Origin of the sequence: Paraburkholderia sp. GAS334, from assembly GCF_050436625.1 — a bacterium.
In the GTDB taxonomy this organism is placed as follows: domain Bacteria; phylum Pseudomonadota; class Gammaproteobacteria; order Burkholderiales; family Burkholderiaceae; genus Paraburkholderia.
This window is the reverse complement of the sequence record NZ_JBNDMO010000005.1, coordinates 82,010-97,586: the sequence shown is the minus strand read 5'-3', so window position 1 is coordinate 97,586 and position 15,577 is coordinate 82,010. Positions and strand designations below refer to the sequence as shown.

General features: G+C 60.8%; 16 protein-coding genes. 8 read left to right on the top strand and 8 right to left on the bottom strand.

Translation table 11 applies throughout. The annotated features are described in order from the left end of the window. Window positions 1–463: 463 nt before the first annotated feature. Window positions 464–1,699 carry a polyhydroxyalkanoate depolymerase gene (phaZ, locus tag P3T21_RS11280; RefSeq protein ID WP_429256016.1) on the bottom strand — a complete coding sequence of 412 codons (1,236 nt, stop codon included), beginning with the start codon at window positions 1,697–1,699 and terminating at the stop codon, window positions 464–466. A gap of 242 nt (window positions 1,700–1,941) precedes the next feature. Between phaZ and P3T21_RS11275 the strand changes: the two genes are divergently transcribed. After that, window positions 1,942–2,436: a hypothetical protein gene (locus P3T21_RS11275; RefSeq protein ID WP_429256015.1), complete on the top strand. Its 495-nt coding sequence runs from the start codon at window positions 1,942–1,944 to the stop codon at window positions 2,434–2,436. A 337-nt stretch (window positions 2,437–2,773) separates the two neighbouring features. Next, window positions 2,774–3,121, top strand: a complete 348-nt coding sequence (locus P3T21_RS11270) for an MTH938/NDUFAF3 family protein (RefSeq protein ID WP_429256014.1) — start codon at window positions 2,774–2,776, stop codon at window positions 3,119–3,121. A gap of 266 nt (window positions 3,122–3,387) precedes the next feature. Here the strand turns inward: P3T21_RS11270 and P3T21_RS11265 are convergent, their stop codons facing one another. From P3T21_RS11265 to P3T21_RS11245, 5 genes are all read right to left on the bottom strand, one after another. After that, the gene (locus tag P3T21_RS11265; RefSeq protein WP_429256013.1) at window positions 3,388–3,675 is read right to left on the bottom strand and encodes a GYD domain-containing protein; all 288 of its coding nucleotides are present in this window, start codon (window positions 3,673–3,675) and stop codon (window positions 3,388–3,390) included. 125 nt (window positions 3,676–3,800) lie between these two features. Beyond that, on the bottom strand, window positions 3,801–4,742 hold the full coding sequence (locus tag P3T21_RS11260) for a 3-hydroxyacyl-CoA dehydrogenase NAD-binding domain-containing protein (RefSeq protein WP_429256012.1): 942 nt from the start codon (window positions 4,740–4,742) through the stop codon (window positions 3,801–3,803). Between the two features lie 3 nt (window positions 4,743–4,745). After that, window positions 4,746–5,666 (bottom strand): 3-keto-5-aminohexanoate cleavage protein, encoded by a 921-nt coding sequence (locus tag P3T21_RS11255; protein ID WP_429256011.1) that lies wholly within the window; start codon window positions 5,664–5,666, stop codon window positions 4,746–4,748. A gap of 59 nt (window positions 5,667–5,725) precedes the next feature. After that, window positions 5,726–7,093, bottom strand: a complete 1,368-nt coding sequence (locus P3T21_RS11250) for an MFS transporter (RefSeq protein ID WP_429256010.1) — start codon at window positions 7,091–7,093, stop codon at window positions 5,726–5,728. Window positions 7,094–7,237: 144 nt separating this feature from the next. Further along, window positions 7,238–7,942: a Crp/Fnr family transcriptional regulator gene (locus P3T21_RS11245; protein WP_429256009.1), complete on the bottom strand. Its 705-nt coding sequence runs from the start codon at window positions 7,940–7,942 to the stop codon at window positions 7,238–7,240. A gap of 113 nt (window positions 7,943–8,055) precedes the next feature. Here P3T21_RS11245 and P3T21_RS11240 point away from each other — a divergent pair, with 113 nt between their 5' ends. The 4 genes from P3T21_RS11240 (at window position 8,056) to P3T21_RS11225 (ending at window position 11,741) form a co-directional block, all read left to right on the top strand. Beyond that, complete coding sequence (locus P3T21_RS11240; RefSeq protein WP_429256008.1) at window positions 8,056–8,469, top strand: acyl-CoA thioesterase; 414 nt, start codon at window positions 8,056–8,058, stop codon at window positions 8,467–8,469. A gap of 36 nt (window positions 8,470–8,505) precedes the next feature. Beyond that, window positions 8,506–9,279, top strand: coding sequence for an SDR family oxidoreductase (locus P3T21_RS11235; RefSeq protein ID WP_429256007.1), 774 nt, complete (start codon window positions 8,506–8,508; stop codon window positions 9,277–9,279). 102 nt (window positions 9,280–9,381) lie between these two features. After that, on the top strand, window positions 9,382–11,289 hold the full coding sequence (locus P3T21_RS11230) for an FAD-binding monooxygenase (protein ID WP_429256006.1): 1,908 nt from the start codon (window positions 9,382–9,384) through the stop codon (window positions 11,287–11,289). Window positions 11,290–11,300: 11 nt separating this feature from the next. Continuing rightward, window positions 11,301–11,741: a MarR family winged helix-turn-helix transcriptional regulator gene (locus tag P3T21_RS11225; RefSeq protein WP_429256005.1), complete on the top strand. Its 441-nt coding sequence runs from the start codon at window positions 11,301–11,303 to the stop codon at window positions 11,739–11,741. A 208-nt stretch (window positions 11,742–11,949) separates the two neighbouring features. On the opposite strand, the gene P3T21_RS11220 is transcribed toward P3T21_RS11225, so the two are convergent. Together P3T21_RS11220 and P3T21_RS11215 are read right to left on the bottom strand one after the other, a co-directional pair. Then, complete coding sequence (locus P3T21_RS11220; protein WP_429256004.1) at window positions 11,950–12,288, bottom strand: HdeA/HdeB family chaperone; 339 nt, start codon at window positions 12,286–12,288, stop codon at window positions 11,950–11,952. 485 nt (window positions 12,289–12,773) lie between these two features. Then, window positions 12,774–13,268: an Lrp/AsnC family transcriptional regulator gene (locus tag P3T21_RS11215; RefSeq protein ID WP_429256003.1), complete on the bottom strand. Its 495-nt coding sequence runs from the start codon at window positions 13,266–13,268 to the stop codon at window positions 12,774–12,776. A 117-nt stretch (window positions 13,269–13,385) separates the two neighbouring features. Between P3T21_RS11215 and P3T21_RS11210 the strand changes: the two genes are divergently transcribed. Beyond that, complete coding sequence (locus P3T21_RS11210; protein WP_429256002.1) at window positions 13,386–14,417, top strand: histone deacetylase family protein; 1,032 nt, start codon at window positions 13,386–13,388, stop codon at window positions 14,415–14,417. A gap of 44 nt (window positions 14,418–14,461) precedes the next feature. Beyond that, the gene (locus P3T21_RS11205) at window positions 14,462–15,526 is read left to right on the top strand and encodes an ornithine cyclodeaminase (RefSeq protein ID WP_429256001.1); all 1,065 of its coding nucleotides are present in this window, start codon (window positions 14,462–14,464) and stop codon (window positions 15,524–15,526) included. The last annotated feature ends 51 nt before the right edge of the window (window positions 15,527–15,577 follow it).

Below are 15,577 nucleotides of genomic sequence, written 5' to 3'. Positions count from 1 at the left end.
TCGAACCAGACATCGCTGGTCTGTTGCACTTTTGACTCCGTTCGAACGTGCGAATTCGCGAACGCGGGGCTGCTGCCCGGTCGAAATCGTTACCGCTGTTACAGTGGAAAGAACGATCGGGACGGGTGGCAAATTCCAGCGCCGCCCGCGCGATCGGGTTCCAACGCGGGGATTGCGCCGTCGTCAGGGCGATTACATTGGGATGTTGGGATGCGCGGTGCGCAGCGTCGAACGCTCGAGGTCGGACCGAATCGTGAGTGACGCCCGCCTGCGGCGCCCTGGTCGAGTCTGCCCGCTTTCGCGTGGGATGATGTCGCCGCGCAGCTCAATCCCTGCCCGCCAGATTGCAGGGCGGCGTTCGCTTTTTTGGCCATCCTCTACCCGCATCTCCCTCGGCATTTCTTGCGGTTTGCCTGTGACGATGGCAGAGATTCGGGCGTACCTGCAAGGAAGGGCACCCCGGTCAGCGCACCGACGCCCAGAACCGGACCACGGCGGGGTGAATCACCTCGTGCCACCTCGGTCCAGTGAACAGGTCGTAGTGGTCGCAATCCGATATCGTCCAACGGCAGCGCTGCTGTACCGGGATCGCACTGCACAGCGTGTGAGCGGCATGCGTCTGGCCCGCGCCGGCAATGTCGTCGCGATCGCCCTCGACGGTACAAAGCGCCATGGATTCGAGATCCTGCGGCTGCACACAGCTTCCACCGACGCGCCATTCCCCACGGGCAAGGTGCTGTTCCTGAAAGATCACGCGGATCGTGTCGAGCAGATAATCTTCAGTCATGTCGAGGGCCGCGGCGTATTCGTTCAATGAACGCAGGCTGTTCGCGATGGTCGCCGCATCGGCTGAGAGGCGGCTCGACCAGTAGCGCGATTCGAGTGCCAGCTGGCGGTGCGGATGTGCGGCGACGATCGCCGCATGCTGGATGAAGCCCGGACAGACCCGGCGACCGGAACCGACATAGCGGGGCGGAACGGTTTCGATCACCGTGTCGCGAAACCAGTCGAGGCTGTGGCTTTGCGCCAACCGGTCGACGGCCGTCGGATTGAGGCGCGTATCGATCGGCCCGCCCATCAGCGTCAGGCTGAGCGGCGGCGCTTCTCCTTGTCTCGCCAGCAATGCCGCTGCGGCAAGGGTCGGAGCGGTAGCCTGGCAAACGGCGATGACGTGCGTATGCGCGCAGCCCAGTTTTCGCAGAAAGCGCTCGAGCGCGAACACATAGTCGTCGAGTCCGAAGCGGCCTGCGGCAAGTGGCACGTCACGCGCGTTGGCCCAGTCCGTAACGTACACATCGCCGTCCTGTAGCAGCGTTTCGACGGTCTCGCGCAGCATGACCGCGTGGTGTCCCGCGAGCGGCGCGCAGAGGAAGATATCCGGTGGCGCAGTGCGGTTTTGACCGCGCCTGGGTGCAACTGGCGCCGGCGCGCGCATGAATTGCCGCAGCGCGCAAAACGGCGTGCTGTCGACCACCCGTTCGACCACGGGTACCGACCGGTCGCCGACCGTCACCACCGGGATGCCGAACGGCGGTGGCTCGGGCGACGGTCGAACCAGCCGGTACAGCCAGTCATAGCCGGCAGCAGCGACGGGCGTGCAAGACATCGCCGGCGACGTCCAGACGTCGCATCCCAGCATCGCCCAGTCACTGATCGACTGTATCAGGTCACGCTGAGCTTCAAAGCACGCGTACCACATGCTGTCTCCAGCGTCTCGTTCCTTCCTCCGTCGAGGCCGGAGGGCCACCGGATAAATGGGAACGAACGGCGCTTAACGGCGATCCACACGCCGCGAAATTGTTGATCTGACGCAAGCGATCCGGCGTCGCGTTTTCGGATCGAATGAAGCGTCCATCTGATGGCATGCCGGACGACACGGCCGCTGGACTGTGGTGCCGGTGGTTAACATGGCTTGGCCCGAAGGCCTGGGATTTCACGTGTATGAACCACGCCACGTTGTCATTGATGCCCTCGAACTCTGTGATGAACAGGGATCTTCATTCATGGGTAGTGCTCTGCTACCAATATTGCAGCCATGGTCGGCGCGATCACCCCGAACAGCACTCCCGTCATCGACACGACCATGGCAGCGTCCTTGCCAGGTCGCCCGCATGCCTGGATTTTAGGCGATGCGCTCCGTGGAAACCCGCGTTTTTCCCTGTCCCTTTCATTTCGGAAGACGTGGCGTTATCCGTCGATTGGTACGTCGAACTGCGTTCGACAACCTGGGCATTTGAATGGCTCGAAGCTACCTTGCGCCGGCAATGCTGCGAGCGGCTGTTCCTCGCCGGCGAGGTAGCAGACTGGGCACGGAAACGCGTCGTGCGATCGAAGTCGGTGCCACCGGTCGATGAACCGCTGAATGTCGACAGGCTGGGTGCCGTTCGCTTCGAGGTGATCGAGAAGCACGTGGAACAGAGCGGGGCTTTGCATTGAGACCTCCGCAGCGATTTTCAGCCATCGTAGCATCTGCCACCAATGCGCGGCTGGTAGTCCAGGCGTTCCGCGCGCAAGCCACGCCGGATGTTCAGTGCTAGTGTGGTGATGGGGATTTTCCCCAGTCATCGGGAGAATACGATGCCGTCAGACCCCGCCACAAAATCCGCCGAGCCATCTGTCGGCGCTTCACGAAGCGCTTGCTTACCCCTGGTGGTCGCCGGCGGGACACATTCGCACAACGCTGCCTCCAATCTATAATGATTGTGTTGGACGACCACTCTGTTGGGTCTTGGCGCAATGAGTGGCTACCAGCACAAAAGCGGCGGAGATGGGCATGCGCTTCGAAGCATTTTCCTTTGGTTCCATCCGTATTGATGGCGTCACCTACCAGCATGACGTGGTGATCGAGCACGGACAGGTTCGCAAACGCAAGAAGAATCCATCCAAGGCGTTCCGCGAGACCTTTGGGCACACACCGCTGTCAGTGGCGGAGGACATACCCTGGAAATGCGGGCGGCTGGTGATAGGTACCGGCACCGGGGCGTTACCGGTAATGGAAGAGGTGAAGCTCGAGGCCCGGCATCGGCAAGTCGAACTGGTCATCCTGCCGACAGCAGAGGCCATCGCCAATCTGAAGGAGCACCCTGACGAGGCCAATGCCATCCTGCATGTCACGTGCTAGGCCATTTGGCGTGCCAGTCCTCAACGACACGAGGTGCCGAAAACCGCTAGCATTCCATCGCCGGCTTACGTACGCGACGCACCAGCGCTCCCTGATGAGGACCGCCTCGAGCGGAAAGTGGCGTCGCTTCAGTGCGCCCCGGGTGCTCTCACTTTTTTGCCGACAACCCGACTGAAACGCCACGGGTCGCCAGGACGCCTTGTCGCGAAGCGCCTGGCGGGCGACCTTGTCTCGGCGCTTTTGCAACGGGGTGGCGGGCAACCCCGTTATAGCGTCGCGATAAACTCGTCCCACGCGGTCCCTTGCAAGGTCTCGGTGGTGGCGTGTCCACAGGCGCGGATGATCAACGCCGCTCTCTCGAGCTGTTTCAGATCGTCAGACTCGACGATGTCCACCACATCGAAGCGCCCGAGTGTCAGATAGCTGTCTTTCCAGGTGACCGCAGGACATTCGGCCTTGATTTTCTCGGCAACGGTGGCGGCGAGCTGTTTCAGGTCTTTGGGGTCTTTGAACGCGTCAGGAGACAAGCGGCTGAGGATGACGTACGTGGCCATGGAATACCTCCGTACAAAAAATTGACCCGTAATTGGGCATGGCAGACACACGCGGGAAATAGCCTCCCGTCAACCGGAAGCGTCCCCGTGCTTGTTGATTATAGTTGTGCCCCATGTCCGTTTACCTACGGAATCTGAGAGAGATTTCGCTTCGTCTCCAGTAGCTGAACCAGCAATTGATCGCGCTGGCGCAGCATTTCTGGAAAATCGTACGCCTGCAGTTCCGCCTCGACGCCTTTCGCGATCGACTCGATGTAATCGTCTGTCTCGGGATACGTGCCCAGGTCTCCGGCCCACTCGCGTTGAGCCGCGCCTAAGTGCTGTAGCACATGCGTGATCCCGCCGGGGCCTCCGGAAGCGTGAAGGTTGAGAAACGGTCCGAGCAACGCCCAGCGCAGGCCCGGGCCGTAGGAGATCGCCGCGTCGATGTCCTCCACAGAGGCGACCCCGCGCTGTACCAGACTAATGGCTTCCTGCCATATCGCCACCTGTAGACGGTTGGCGATATGGCCCTTGACCTCTTTGTTAATCCGGATGACCTTCTTGCCCGTTGACGAATAGAACGCCATCGTCTTCGCAATGTTTTCGGGCGATGTGAGGCTGCCGCCACCGACCTCTACCAACGGAATGATGTGGGACGGATTGAATGGATGACCAAGGACAATTCGTTCCGGATGTTTCGCGCCTGCCTGAATCTCGCTGATTGCCAGCCCCGACGATGACGACGCGATGATCGCGTCTGCCCTTGCGGCCAATTCGATGCTTGCGATCAATGCGTGCTTGACGTCCAGTCGCTCGGGGCCGCTTTCCTGAATGAAGTCCGCGTTGCGCACCGCCGCGCCCACATCAGTCGAGAAAGTCAGGTTGTCCCGGGAGGCGCCATTCGCCAGCCCGAGTCTCTCGACAACAGGCCAACTGTCGTCGATCCAGTTGCGCAGGCGCGTCTCGGCCCCGTCGGCGGGATCCGTCGCCGTGACCGCGAAACCCTGCGCCAGGAAGTGTGTCGCCCAGCCTGCGCCAATGACGCCCGTGCCGACGATGGCGATGTTAACGGCTTGCTTTGTCACGATCTAACTCTCCAGGCAGGCAGCGTTGACTGTTTCGTGCAACGGCCGCAGCCCGATGATCTCCCGTGCCTCAGCCGGCGTGGCCGGCTCGTAACCCATCTCACGCACGAGGCGAACGAGCCGCTCGACCAGTTGCACGTTGGTGGCCAACTCGCCCTGCCTGTAATACAGGTTGTCTTCGAGCCCGACGCGCACGTGGCCTCCCAGTAACAGCGAGTTCATCGCGGCGGGCAACTGCGCCGCGCCGATGGCGCTGACGTTGAAGACGGTGTTGCGGGGCAGATGGTCGACCATAGTCTGCAACAGGCGAGGCGTGTAGGGCAATGCGCCCTGGAAGGCATTGGCACCGATGACGATATTGATGAAGTGCGGGGCATCGTCGAGGCCCTCGTTGATGGCCCGCTGAACATCCTGAACGATGTCGGCGAGACCGAACACTTCCCATTCCGGCTTGATGCCGCGCGCTTTCATCATCTCGGCGATCTGCCGGATTCGCGAGGGCGGCGTCGCCACCAGGATTTCCTTACCGCTGAAACTTGCGATCACGGTCTGTGCATCGAGCGTGCACATCTCGACGCCGTCACCCTGCATGCCTTTGAGGCGTTCTTCCCACTGGATTTCCCACAGGCCGTTGTCGAGTTCGCGAACCATGTCGCCGTTGATGCCGCCGCCGGTGGAGTTGTTCAGAATGATGTCGCACCGGTCGCGAATCAGCCGGTTGATGTGGCTATAGATGGCGGGATCGCAGGTGGCCTCGTCGTCGGGACGCCGTGCATGCACTGCCACGACACTCGCACCTGCGTTGTAGCAGCGGTAGGTGTCGTCGGCGATCTCCTGGGGCTGTGTCGGCAGGTTCGGGTTCATTTTCTTGTTGGCCATGCCGCCCGTCGGGGCAACCGTCACGATGACTTTGGGCTTGCTCATGCGGGTCTTCTCCAGAGAAGAAATGGGTCTAAAGGACAAAATTGACTATGGCTGCCGGGTCAGTGCACGCTCGCGCCATCGCCGGGGCCCACGCGGACCGCGCTCTTTGGCAGGCCCAGCAGGATCGTCAGGCCGCCGCCAATGACAAGTGCGATCAAGCCCAGCAGACCCATCTGGATGCTGCCCGTCGAGCCCTTGATCCAGCCGATCAGCGTCGGGCTGGCGAAGCCGCCAAGGATGCCCAGTGAACTGATCACCGCGATGCCGGCTGCGGCTGCGTCGCGGCCAAGGTAGGTCGGCGGAATCGACCAGAACAGCGAGCCGCCGCCAAAGATGAAGAACGAGGCAACACACAGCAGGGCCATCACCGGGATGACCGCGGCGCCAAGAAAGGAGGTGGAGGCGAGAGCCACCGCGCCGAAGACCAGAGTTCCGCCGACATGCCAGCGACGCTCCTTGAAACGATCCGAACTGCGGCTGATGATGAGTACGCCAAGCGCACCGAAAATATAGGGCACCGCCGTGTACCAGCCGATCGTCGCGATGGGTGCGATGCCGAGGCCTTTGATCATGGTCGGCAGCCAGAACGTGAGCGTGTAGACAGCGCAAGCGCAGCAGAAGTAGACGAAGGCCAGCACGTAGGTTTTCGGGTCCGCCAGCGCCGTGGCGAGCCTGCCATGATGTCCAGCCTTTGGCTCGCCCCGGTGGTCGGCATCAAGGACCGACTGGACCAGCACTTTCTCGGCGTCGTTCAGCCACGGCGCGCGGGCCGGCCCGTGCGGAAGCATGCGATACAGCACGAACCCAAGCAGAACGGTCGGCAAGCCTTCGACGAGGAATAGCCACTGCCATCCGTGCATGCCGCCGAGGCCTTCCATGCCGCTCATGATCGTTCCCGACAGTGGGCCGCCCAGGACACCCGTGATCGGCATGCCGAACAGGAACAGACCCGTCACACGACCGCGGCGCTGGCTCGGGTACCAGTACGTCAGATACAGAATGATGCCCGGGAAGAAGCCTGCTTCGAACATGCCCAGCAGCAACCGGATGGCATAGAACTGCCACGGTGCCGTGACGAAAGCGGTCGCCGCGGACGCGAGGCCCCACAGCACCATGATCCTCAGGAAGGTTAGTCGCGCGCCTATCTTTTCGAGTAGCAGATTGCTGGGCACCTCGAACAGCAGATAGGTGACGAAGAAGACCCCCGCGCCGAGTCCATACACAGCATCGGAGAAAGCAAGGTCCTGCTTCATCTGCAGCTGCGCGTATCCGATATTGATCCGATCGAGGAACGCGAAGACATACGCGATCAAGACGAGCGGCATGACGCGCCAACTGATCTTACGAAAGACGGCGTCTTCGACTATGTGATTCGTCGGGCTCTCGACGAACGCGGCTGCGGCGGGCAGCGGACGAGCGGGAATCATGCGTGTCTCCTGGTCTTGTATGACACGCATTATTTCGAGCGACCGCTGCCACGACTGTCGATCGCGCGACAGTTGGAGTCAGCGTAAACACCAGGCAATGCACGAACGCCGTCGGCAACGATTCGCGAAGAAAGATACGCGGCGCTAGCGTGCCAAGGCGTGAAGCCCAGGTAAATCCAGCACGACGATGCCGCCGTACTCCGTGCGCACGAGGCCAGCGTTCTTGAAGCGGGTCATGGCCTTGTTGCAGGTTTGACGCGACACGGCGGCCAGGTTGGCGAGTTCTTCCTGAGACATCGGCAGATGCCCCACGCCGCCCGGATTCGACAATGGCTGCACCATGCCCACCAGCGCCCGTGCGACAAGACTGTCGGTGTCAAGCAATCCGTGCGCGGCGACGGCGCCCATGAACCAGTGCAGTCGCTCGTTGACCTGGAGCAGCAGAAATTCGTTGAACGACGGCTGATGCTCGCGCAGCCAGTTGAACGTCGTGCGTGGAATCTGCGCGACGCGGCTGTCGCGCAACGCGATGAGATCGGACTCGCGCGGCGCGTTGCGAATCAGGGTGCCTTCTCCGAACCAGCTGCCTACGGATTGTCCACCTAAAGTCACCGTCTGTCCGTCGCGCGCGGTGATCGACCACTTGATGAGGCCTTCGAGCATGCCGAACCACACATGTTGCCGTTCGCCGTGGTGCCCGAGGGTCTGACCTGCGGCGACGGCGCGCTCCGACGCGTCAGCGCGCACGCGAGCCTTCACGGGTTCGTCCAGCCCGACGAACCACGGCGACTGTGCGAGTAGTTCGTCGAGCGTAAGCGAAACAGTGACCATCCGCTTTTGTCTGGTCATTCCCTGCTCCCAGGGCCGCTCGTCCGGCGGTCAACGCGAACTGTCGCCGCAGTGACAGTGTTGCGGGTGCAATGCACGCACAATGGTCGGACTGGAAACTGGAGCATAGGTCCGTGAGTAAAGAAACTGTCTATCGTGTCGACGTGCAATTCGGCGATTGCGATCCGGCGGGAATCGTCTTTTTTCCGAACTTCTCGCGCTGGATGGACGCCGCTTCGCACGATTATTTTATACAGTGCGGGCTGCCGCCATGGCGGGAGATGCAAACGCTGCCCCATTGCATCGGTGCGCCGCTGCTGGAGGTGCACACTCGCTTTCACACCTCGGCGACCTACGGCGAAAGTCTGGATGTGCATACCCGCATTGAGGAATGGCGAGGCAAAGTCTTTATCCAAAGCCATCGAATCATGCGCAACGATACGCTGATCTGCGAGGGTCGCGCGACACGCGCGTTGTGTATCAAACAGGACGATGGACGGCTGAAGGCCGTCCCCGTGCCCGAGTTCATACGTGCCGCCTGCGACTGAGCGGCGAGCGTGACCCAAGTCAGAAAAGAGGATTTCATGACCACATCGAAAGGCCTGCGCGTGCTGGTGACGGCGGGTGCAGGCGGGATAGGGCGCGCCATCGCGGAAGCATTCGTATCTGCGGGCGCGAGCGTCTTTGTCTGCGACATCGACGAAGCAGCGCTTCAACAGATGCAGGCCCAATTGCCGGGCGTCAGGACATCGGTGTGCGACATCGCCGATCGCGTGGCGGCTTCGCGCATGGTCGCGGACGCCGCGTCCGCTCTCGGCGGATTGGACGTCCTGATCAACAACGCGGGGATTGCTGGACCGACCGCGAGTGTCGCGGAGATGGATCCGGACGCGTGGGAAGCTGTGCTTCGTCTGAACCTCACCGGCACATTCATGGTTACGCAACAGGCCATCCCTTTCCTGAAGCAATCGGGCGCGGGCGTGATTCTCATCATGTCGTCGCTCGCCGGCCGCTTCGGTTACCCGAACCGCAGTCCGTACGCAACGACCAAATGGGGGCTCATCGGATTCGCAAAGACCTTGTCACGTGAGCTGGGCGAATTCGGCATACGAGTCAATGCGATCCTGCCGGGCGCCGTGGAAGGTCCGCGAATTCAGCAGGTGCTGGCGGGACGCGCATCAGCCAGCGGCCGCACCGTCGCGCAGGAAGAGGCGGCTGCGCTTGCCAATCAGTCCATCAGGCATTTCGTCGATCCCGCGGACATCGCGGCGCTCGCTGTTTTTCTGGCGTCCGATGCCGGGCGTTCCATTTCGGGGCAAATGATCCCGATTGACGGCGATTCGCAAAGCGCCTCCTGAGATCAGGGTAAACATCCATAACGACATGAAGTGCTTCTAAATAGTTTGTGTACGGAGTATATTCGTCATCAAGATGGTCGAGACAGATTGGAGGAAGACATCATGCAATTTAATCTCAACGGTTTCCGCGTCGGTGACCCGACGATCGAGCCTGCCGCCGATGGCGCGCCTCGCGTCGACATGCCCGATAGGGTTGATGTGCTCATCGTCGGGAGCGGTCCGGCCGGGCTCGTGCTTGCAGCCCAGTTGTCGCAGTTTACGTCGATCACGACGCGTATCGTCGAGCGTCGCTCGGGACCGTTGATGATGGGGCAAGCGGATGGCGTCGCGTGCCGCACGGTCGAGATGTTCAATGCATTCGGCCTGAGCGACCGCTTGTTGCGCGAAGCCTATTGGGTCAACGAGACGGTCTTCTGGCGACCCGATGCAAATGACCGTGGCGCGATCAAGCGCACTGGACGTGTTCAGGATACCGAAACAGGTATGTCGGAATTCCCGCACGTCATCGTCAATCAGGCGCGCGTGCAGGACTATCTGCTCGATGTGATGCGCCGTTCCGCGCAACGGCTCGAGCCGGATTACGATCTCGAAGTCGTTGACGTGCAACGCGATAGCGAGGGCGAGTATCCGGTGCGCGTCACGCTACGTCGCACGGGCGCAGCGCGACTCGATGAAGAGGTCGTCGTGCGTGCGCGCTATGTCGTGGGCTGCGACGGCGCGCGCAGTCGCGTGCGCTCGGCCATCGGCCAAACGCTGCGCGGCGATGCCGCCAATCATGCGTGGGGCGTGATGGATGCGCTCGCCGTGACCGACTTTCCGGACATCCGGCTGAAGGCTGCGATTCAATCTGCGAGCAAGGGCAATCTGCTCATCATTCCGCGCGAAGGCGGCTATCTCGTGCGCTTTTACGTCGATCTCGGCGAAGTCACGCCTGAGAATCGCGACGCCATCAGGCAGATCACGGTCGAGCGCATCATTCAGACGGCGCAGCGGATTCTGCATCCCTATTCGCTTGACGTGAAGGAGGTTGCGTGGTTCTCGGTTTATGAAGTGGGACAGCGGTTGACCGATCGCTTTGACGACGCAATCGACGCCGACGGAACATCTCGCGAGCCACGCGTATTCATCGCCGGCGATGCCTGTCATACGCATAGCGCGAAAGCGGGTCAGGGCATGAACGTTTCGATGCAGGACGGCTTCAATCTCGGCTGGAAGCTCGGCGCAGCGCTGCAAGGACTTGCCGGCATCGACCTTTTGCGCACGTATTCCGATGAACGCCAGCCCATCGCGCAAGAGCTGATCGACTTCGACAAGGAATGGTCGGCGATGATGGCCGCGCCGCCGAAAGATCCCAGTCGACCCGAAGCGGGCGGTGTCGATCCCGCGGAGCTTCAGGCTTACTTCGTGCGTGCGGGCCGCTATACGGCGGGCGTCGCGACGCGATATCGGCCGGGCGCGTTGACAGGCGAATCGACGTATCAAACGCTCGCCAGCGGCTTCACCATCGGCACGCGCTTTCATTCTTCGCCGGTCGTTCGTCTCGCCGATGCGAAACCGATGCAGCTCGGCCACACGGCACGCGCCGACGGTCGCTGGCGCCTGTACGCTTTTTCGGACGCGAACGAAAGCGCGCTCAATGCGTTGTGCGAACATCTCGCCACGTCGCCTGATTCTGTCTTGCGTCTGTTCACGCCAGAAGGTGCCGATGCGGATAGCGTCTTCGATCTGCGTGCGGTGTTGCAGCGGCCTCATCGCGAAGTACGACTCGAAGATCTACATGCGTTGTTGGTGCCGCGCAAGGGCCGCTACGGCCTCATCGACTACGAGAAAGCATTTACGAGCGACGCATCGACTGATATCTTCAATGCGCGCGGCATCGACCGCGAACGGGGCGCGCTCGTCGTGGTCCGTCCGGACCAGTACGTCGCGCATGTACTTCCGCTGGACGCCTACGCCGAATTGCATGCGTTTTTGCGGCCCATTTTCCGAACGAACACACCTTCTCGTTAAACGCCTGGAAATTGCCAACCAAACGCGACTACCCCGAAGCGCTTTCGAAATTCACGGGCAGCCTGGTACGCCGCGCCCAGCAGCGCCACGTAGCGGTATGGCTCAGCGAAGTCTCCACCGAGATCACGAGCGTCCAGTACGCGGCGCTCGAAATCTTGCAGAAAACGCCCGGCATAAATCAACGACAACTCGGCGATGAACTCGACGTGGACCGTTCGACTATCGCCGATCTCGTCGCGCGCATGGTTCGCAATGATTTGATCGAACGCTCGGACGATCCCGTCGACAAACGTAGCTATGTGCTGTTCCTTACCTCCGAAGGCAAGAGAAATCTTGCGACGTTGCGTCCACGTGTCGAGGAGGTCGAGCGCATTCTCACTGCGCGATTGACTTCACGCGAATGTCTGGAGTTGCGGCGCCTGCTTTTGGCACTGTTGCCGCCGGGGGAATAGCGTTCAGTCTCACGGAAGTGAGTGGGCTCGGGATTGTGGGCTGAAACGCCAGCAGTTCGAGAATGCAAAGCACAAACTGCACCAACTCGGACCGATCGAGGTGTCTGTGTCACATGAGCGGCACAGGCGGGTTCGTGCCACAGGACCGGACTTTCACCCCTTACTCCTTGCCGGTCTCCCGGCGCACCCACTCTCGACGCCAGTTCGGTCACTCGTGCGCATAGGTCTTGCTGATCGGCGTTTTGCCGTGCGCAAAGAAAGATTTCACCTTTTTGGCAAAGGACTGCTTCGGCGTCGCCTTGCATTCCTCAACCAGAGCGGCAACGGTTTCGTCCTGACCGACCATGACGACATCTTCGGTTTGCAGCTTGCCTTTGTTGTTGTAGCCGTCCATCCAGTACACCATCTGTGGCTTGTACACATCATCCATCACGATGAAGTCCTGGCATGTCATTTTGGCTGGTTTCATTTCCTTGTTGGCATCGGCAAGGCAGGACACCGACAGGGTGATACCAATGAGACAGACTGCTGCTTTGCTCGTGTTCACGTCTCTCTCCTCTAGTAACAGTAACAATCGGTTCCGGTATTGAGCGATGGCGGCATCCGCGAATGGCGGCGCCGGAGTCCTCGCTCCTGTCGAGATGGCCTGGTCCTTGATTTCCTCCGAGCGCCTCGTGCCGGAACGCACTTTCAACCACGTTCACCTACGCAATAGACTAGGTGGTTAGTGGGGATGCCTATATTGGACCAAGGTCCAATTTCCTCTTAAAGCCACAGAACCCTTGGCGGCCGGGCAAAAAGACCGGGCTTCAAACCCAGTTGGGGGTGTCAGACACTCTCTGGCAGGTTCGACTCCTGCTGCCTTCCGCCCGGCAAGGGTTCCGGGGCATTCCGTATTTTCAGAACGCAGCGACACATCCAGCCCGGTGTAGTAAGTCATCACAGCCTCCTTTGCACAGTTGGTTCTGCGATTCCAGGAGTGTCCGACCATCTTCGTGACCGCCCAATTACATAGGCTAATGGCCGACACGTTCAATCGTCCGCTTCAGGAATCGGTATCTTCGACGAGAGCTTCACCTCACGCAGCGACAGGCTCGACTGTATCGATGCGATGCCGGCTTGCCTGCGTAACACTCGTTCGACAAACTCGCCGTACGCATCGAGGTCGGTCGCGACCACCTGCAGAATGTAATCCGCCTGGCCGGTGATCTTGTGGCACGAAAGGACTTCCGGGCGATTGCGAATCACCGCTTCGAAGTCGTCCGCCGTTTTGTCCGAATGCATGTTGAAGACGATATGCACGAATGCAAACAGGTTCATGCCGACCGCGCGTCGATCGATGGTCGTTTGGTAGCCCGTGATCACGCCGGAGTCTTCCAGATGTTTGCGCCGTCTCCAGCACGGCGTCACGCTGAGCGACAGCTTCTCGCCCAACGCCGCGTTCGACATCGACGCGTCGTCCTGCAAGAGACGCAGCATTGACCGGTCGATTGCATCCAGTTCGACTTTTGAACGATTTGTGCCCATTCTGGATCATGGTTAGATAATTTGTGCGTTAAGTGTAGGGTCTGGCGCAAACGAAAGCAAAGTTAATGCTCCTGCCTCTCCGTAAACTGGTGGCTGTTTTCAACGCGACAGTCAACCATGCTTACCATCTACAGCGGCGATCATCGCCTGCATCACGGCGTCGAACTGAAGGACGGCGCGATCACGCCGTCGTTCGAACAACCCAGCCGCGCCGAGACCGTGCTGGCGCAGGTGCGCGCAACAGCGCTCGGCGATGTGATCGATCCAAAGCGCTATCGGCGCGAGCACTACGTCGGCGCGCATAGCCGGCGTTACGTCGATTTTCTGGCCGGCGCCTGGGAAGAGTGGACCGCGTCGGGGCGTACGTGCCAGGCGTTGCCGCTCGTGTGGCCGGTACGCGGCTTGCCCAGTGTGGAGTTGCCCGACTTTATCGACGGCAAGCTGGGTTTCTTCTCGATGGACGCCGGATCTCCGATCAACGCCGGCACCTGGAATGCCGTGCGTGCGAGCGCGAACTGCGCACTGACCGGCGTCGATGCGCTATCCGCCGGGGCGCGCTCGGCATTCGCGCTGTGCCGTCCGCCGGGGCATCACGCGGGCCGCGAATATATGGGCGGATATTGCTATCTGAACAACGCGGCCATTTCCGCGCAGCACGCCCTGCGTAACGGCTCGAAACGCGTCGCGGTACTCGACATCGACTTTCACCACGGCAACGGCACGCAGGACATTTTCTACGATCGCGCCGACGTGCTGTTCGTGTCGATTCACGGCGACCCCGCCGTGTCGTTCCCTTACTTTTCCGGACACGCGTCGGAGCGTGGCGCGGGCGCGGGGCAGGGCTTCAACGTCAATCTGCCGCTGGCGAAGGGCACCGCCTGGCGCGGCTACGAACAGGCGCTGCGCGATGCCGGCGGCGCGATTGCCGCCCATGCACCCGATGTGCTTGTCGTCTCGCTCGGCGTCGACACATTCGAAGACGATCCCATCAGCCACTTCAGCCTGCGCACGCCGGACTTCCTGCGCATCGGCGAGGCAATTGCGAAATTCAACGTCTCCACGCTGTTTGTGATGGAGGGCGGCTACATGGTCGACGAAATCGGCATTAACGCGGTAAACGTGCTGCTCGGTTTTGAAGGGCGCGCGTAATCGGTTCGATGCATGCGTCGACCGCTAACAAAGGAGCAACTGGCATGACGCGATACATAGACGTGAAGGATGTTTCGAAACTGGTGTCGGAGGTCGGCATCGCCAACGTAATCAGGACGATGGCTTCGTACATCGAGCAGGACTACCGGCGCTGGGATGCCTTCGAGAAGACCGCGCGACTGGCGAGTCACTCAACGGACGGTGTGATCGAGCTGATGCCGACTTCTGATGCTCGACTGTACTCGTTCAAGTACGTGAATGGCCATCCGAAGAATACGAAGGCGGACTTGCTGACGGTGATGGCGTTCGGCGTGCTGTGCGATGTCGATACGGGTTATCCGTTGCTGCTGAGCGAAATGACATTGACGACCGCAATACGCACGGCCGCGACGTCGGCGCTCTTTGCGCGCTTCATTGCCCGCCGCGATTCGCGTTCGATGGCGCTGATCGGCAACGGCGCGCAAAGTGAATTTCAGGCGCTTGCTTTCCACGACATGCTGGGCATCGAAGAAATCCGCGTGTTCGATGTCGACGAGGCCGCGACTGACAAGCTCATCTGCAACCTTGCGCCGTTCAGGACTTTGCGCGTCGTCAGGGCGAATTCCGCCGCGGACGCCGTGCGCGGCGCCGATATCGTGACCACCGTCACGGCCGACAAGACGAACGCAACGATACTCACGCCGGACATGATCGAACCGGGCATGCATATCAATGCGGTAGGCGGAGACTGCCCGGGCAAGACGGAGCTTCATGCGGACATACTGCGTCGCGCGCGCGTCATTGTCGAATACGAACCTCAGACGCGTATCGAAGGCGATATCCAGCAATTGTCCGCTGACTTTCCTGTCATAGAGTTCCAGAAGATTGTCCGCGGCGACGAGAAAGGCCGTGAAACCGATGAACAGGTCACGGTTTTCGATTCGGTGGGCTTTGCATTGGAGGATTTTTCGGCGCTGCGCTATCTCAGCGCGGCTTCGTCCGGGCGGAACATCGGCACCGAGCTGGAGTTGATCCCTGCGCCGCTCGATCCGAAAGATCTATATGGCGTGGCAATGGGCCGCAACGTTCAAGCGCCGGCGCATGACGTTGCCTGCATGACGGCAGCCTGAACGGCCCGGCGTACAACACGAGATGGCGTAAAACGTTCCTGGGAAAAACAA

Excerpts from the sequence above, each read along its gene's own strand:
- phaZ (WP_429256016.1), bottom strand. The coding sequence starts at position 1,699 with ATGTGGTACGCGTGCTTTGAAGCTCAGCGTGACCTGATACAGTCGATC.
- P3T21_RS11275 (WP_429256015.1), top strand. The coding sequence starts at position 1,942 with ATGAACCACGCCACGTTGTCATTGATGCCCTCGAACTCTGTGATGAAC.
- P3T21_RS11270 (WP_429256014.1), top strand. The coding sequence starts at position 2,774 with ATGCGCTTCGAAGCATTTTCCTTTGGTTCCATCCGTATTGATGGCGTC.
- P3T21_RS11265 (WP_429256013.1), bottom strand. The coding sequence starts at position 3,675 with ATGGCCACGTACGTCATCCTCAGCCGCTTGTCTCCTGACGCGTTCAAA.
- P3T21_RS11255 (WP_429256011.1), bottom strand. The coding sequence starts at position 5,666 with ATGAGCAAGCCCAAAGTCATCGTGACGGTTGCCCCGACGGGCGGCATG.
- P3T21_RS11250 (WP_429256010.1), bottom strand. The coding sequence starts at position 7,093 with ATGATTCCCGCTCGTCCGCTGCCCGCCGCAGCCGCGTTCGTCGAGAGC.
- P3T21_RS11245 (WP_429256009.1), bottom strand. The coding sequence starts at position 7,942 with ATGACCAGACAAAAGCGGATGGTCACTGTTTCGCTTACGCTCGACGAA.
- P3T21_RS11235 (WP_429256007.1), top strand. The coding sequence starts at position 8,506 with ATGACCACATCGAAAGGCCTGCGCGTGCTGGTGACGGCGGGTGCAGGC.
- P3T21_RS11230 (WP_429256006.1), top strand. The coding sequence starts at position 9,382 with ATGCAATTTAATCTCAACGGTTTCCGCGTCGGTGACCCGACGATCGAG.
- P3T21_RS11215 (WP_429256003.1), bottom strand. The coding sequence starts at position 13,268 with ATGGGCACAAATCGTTCAAAAGTCGAACTGGATGCAATCGACCGGTCA.
- P3T21_RS11210 (WP_429256002.1), top strand. The coding sequence starts at position 13,386 with ATGCTTACCATCTACAGCGGCGATCATCGCCTGCATCACGGCGTCGAA.
- P3T21_RS11205 (WP_429256001.1), top strand. The coding sequence starts at position 14,462 with ATGACGCGATACATAGACGTGAAGGATGTTTCGAAACTGGTGTCGGAG.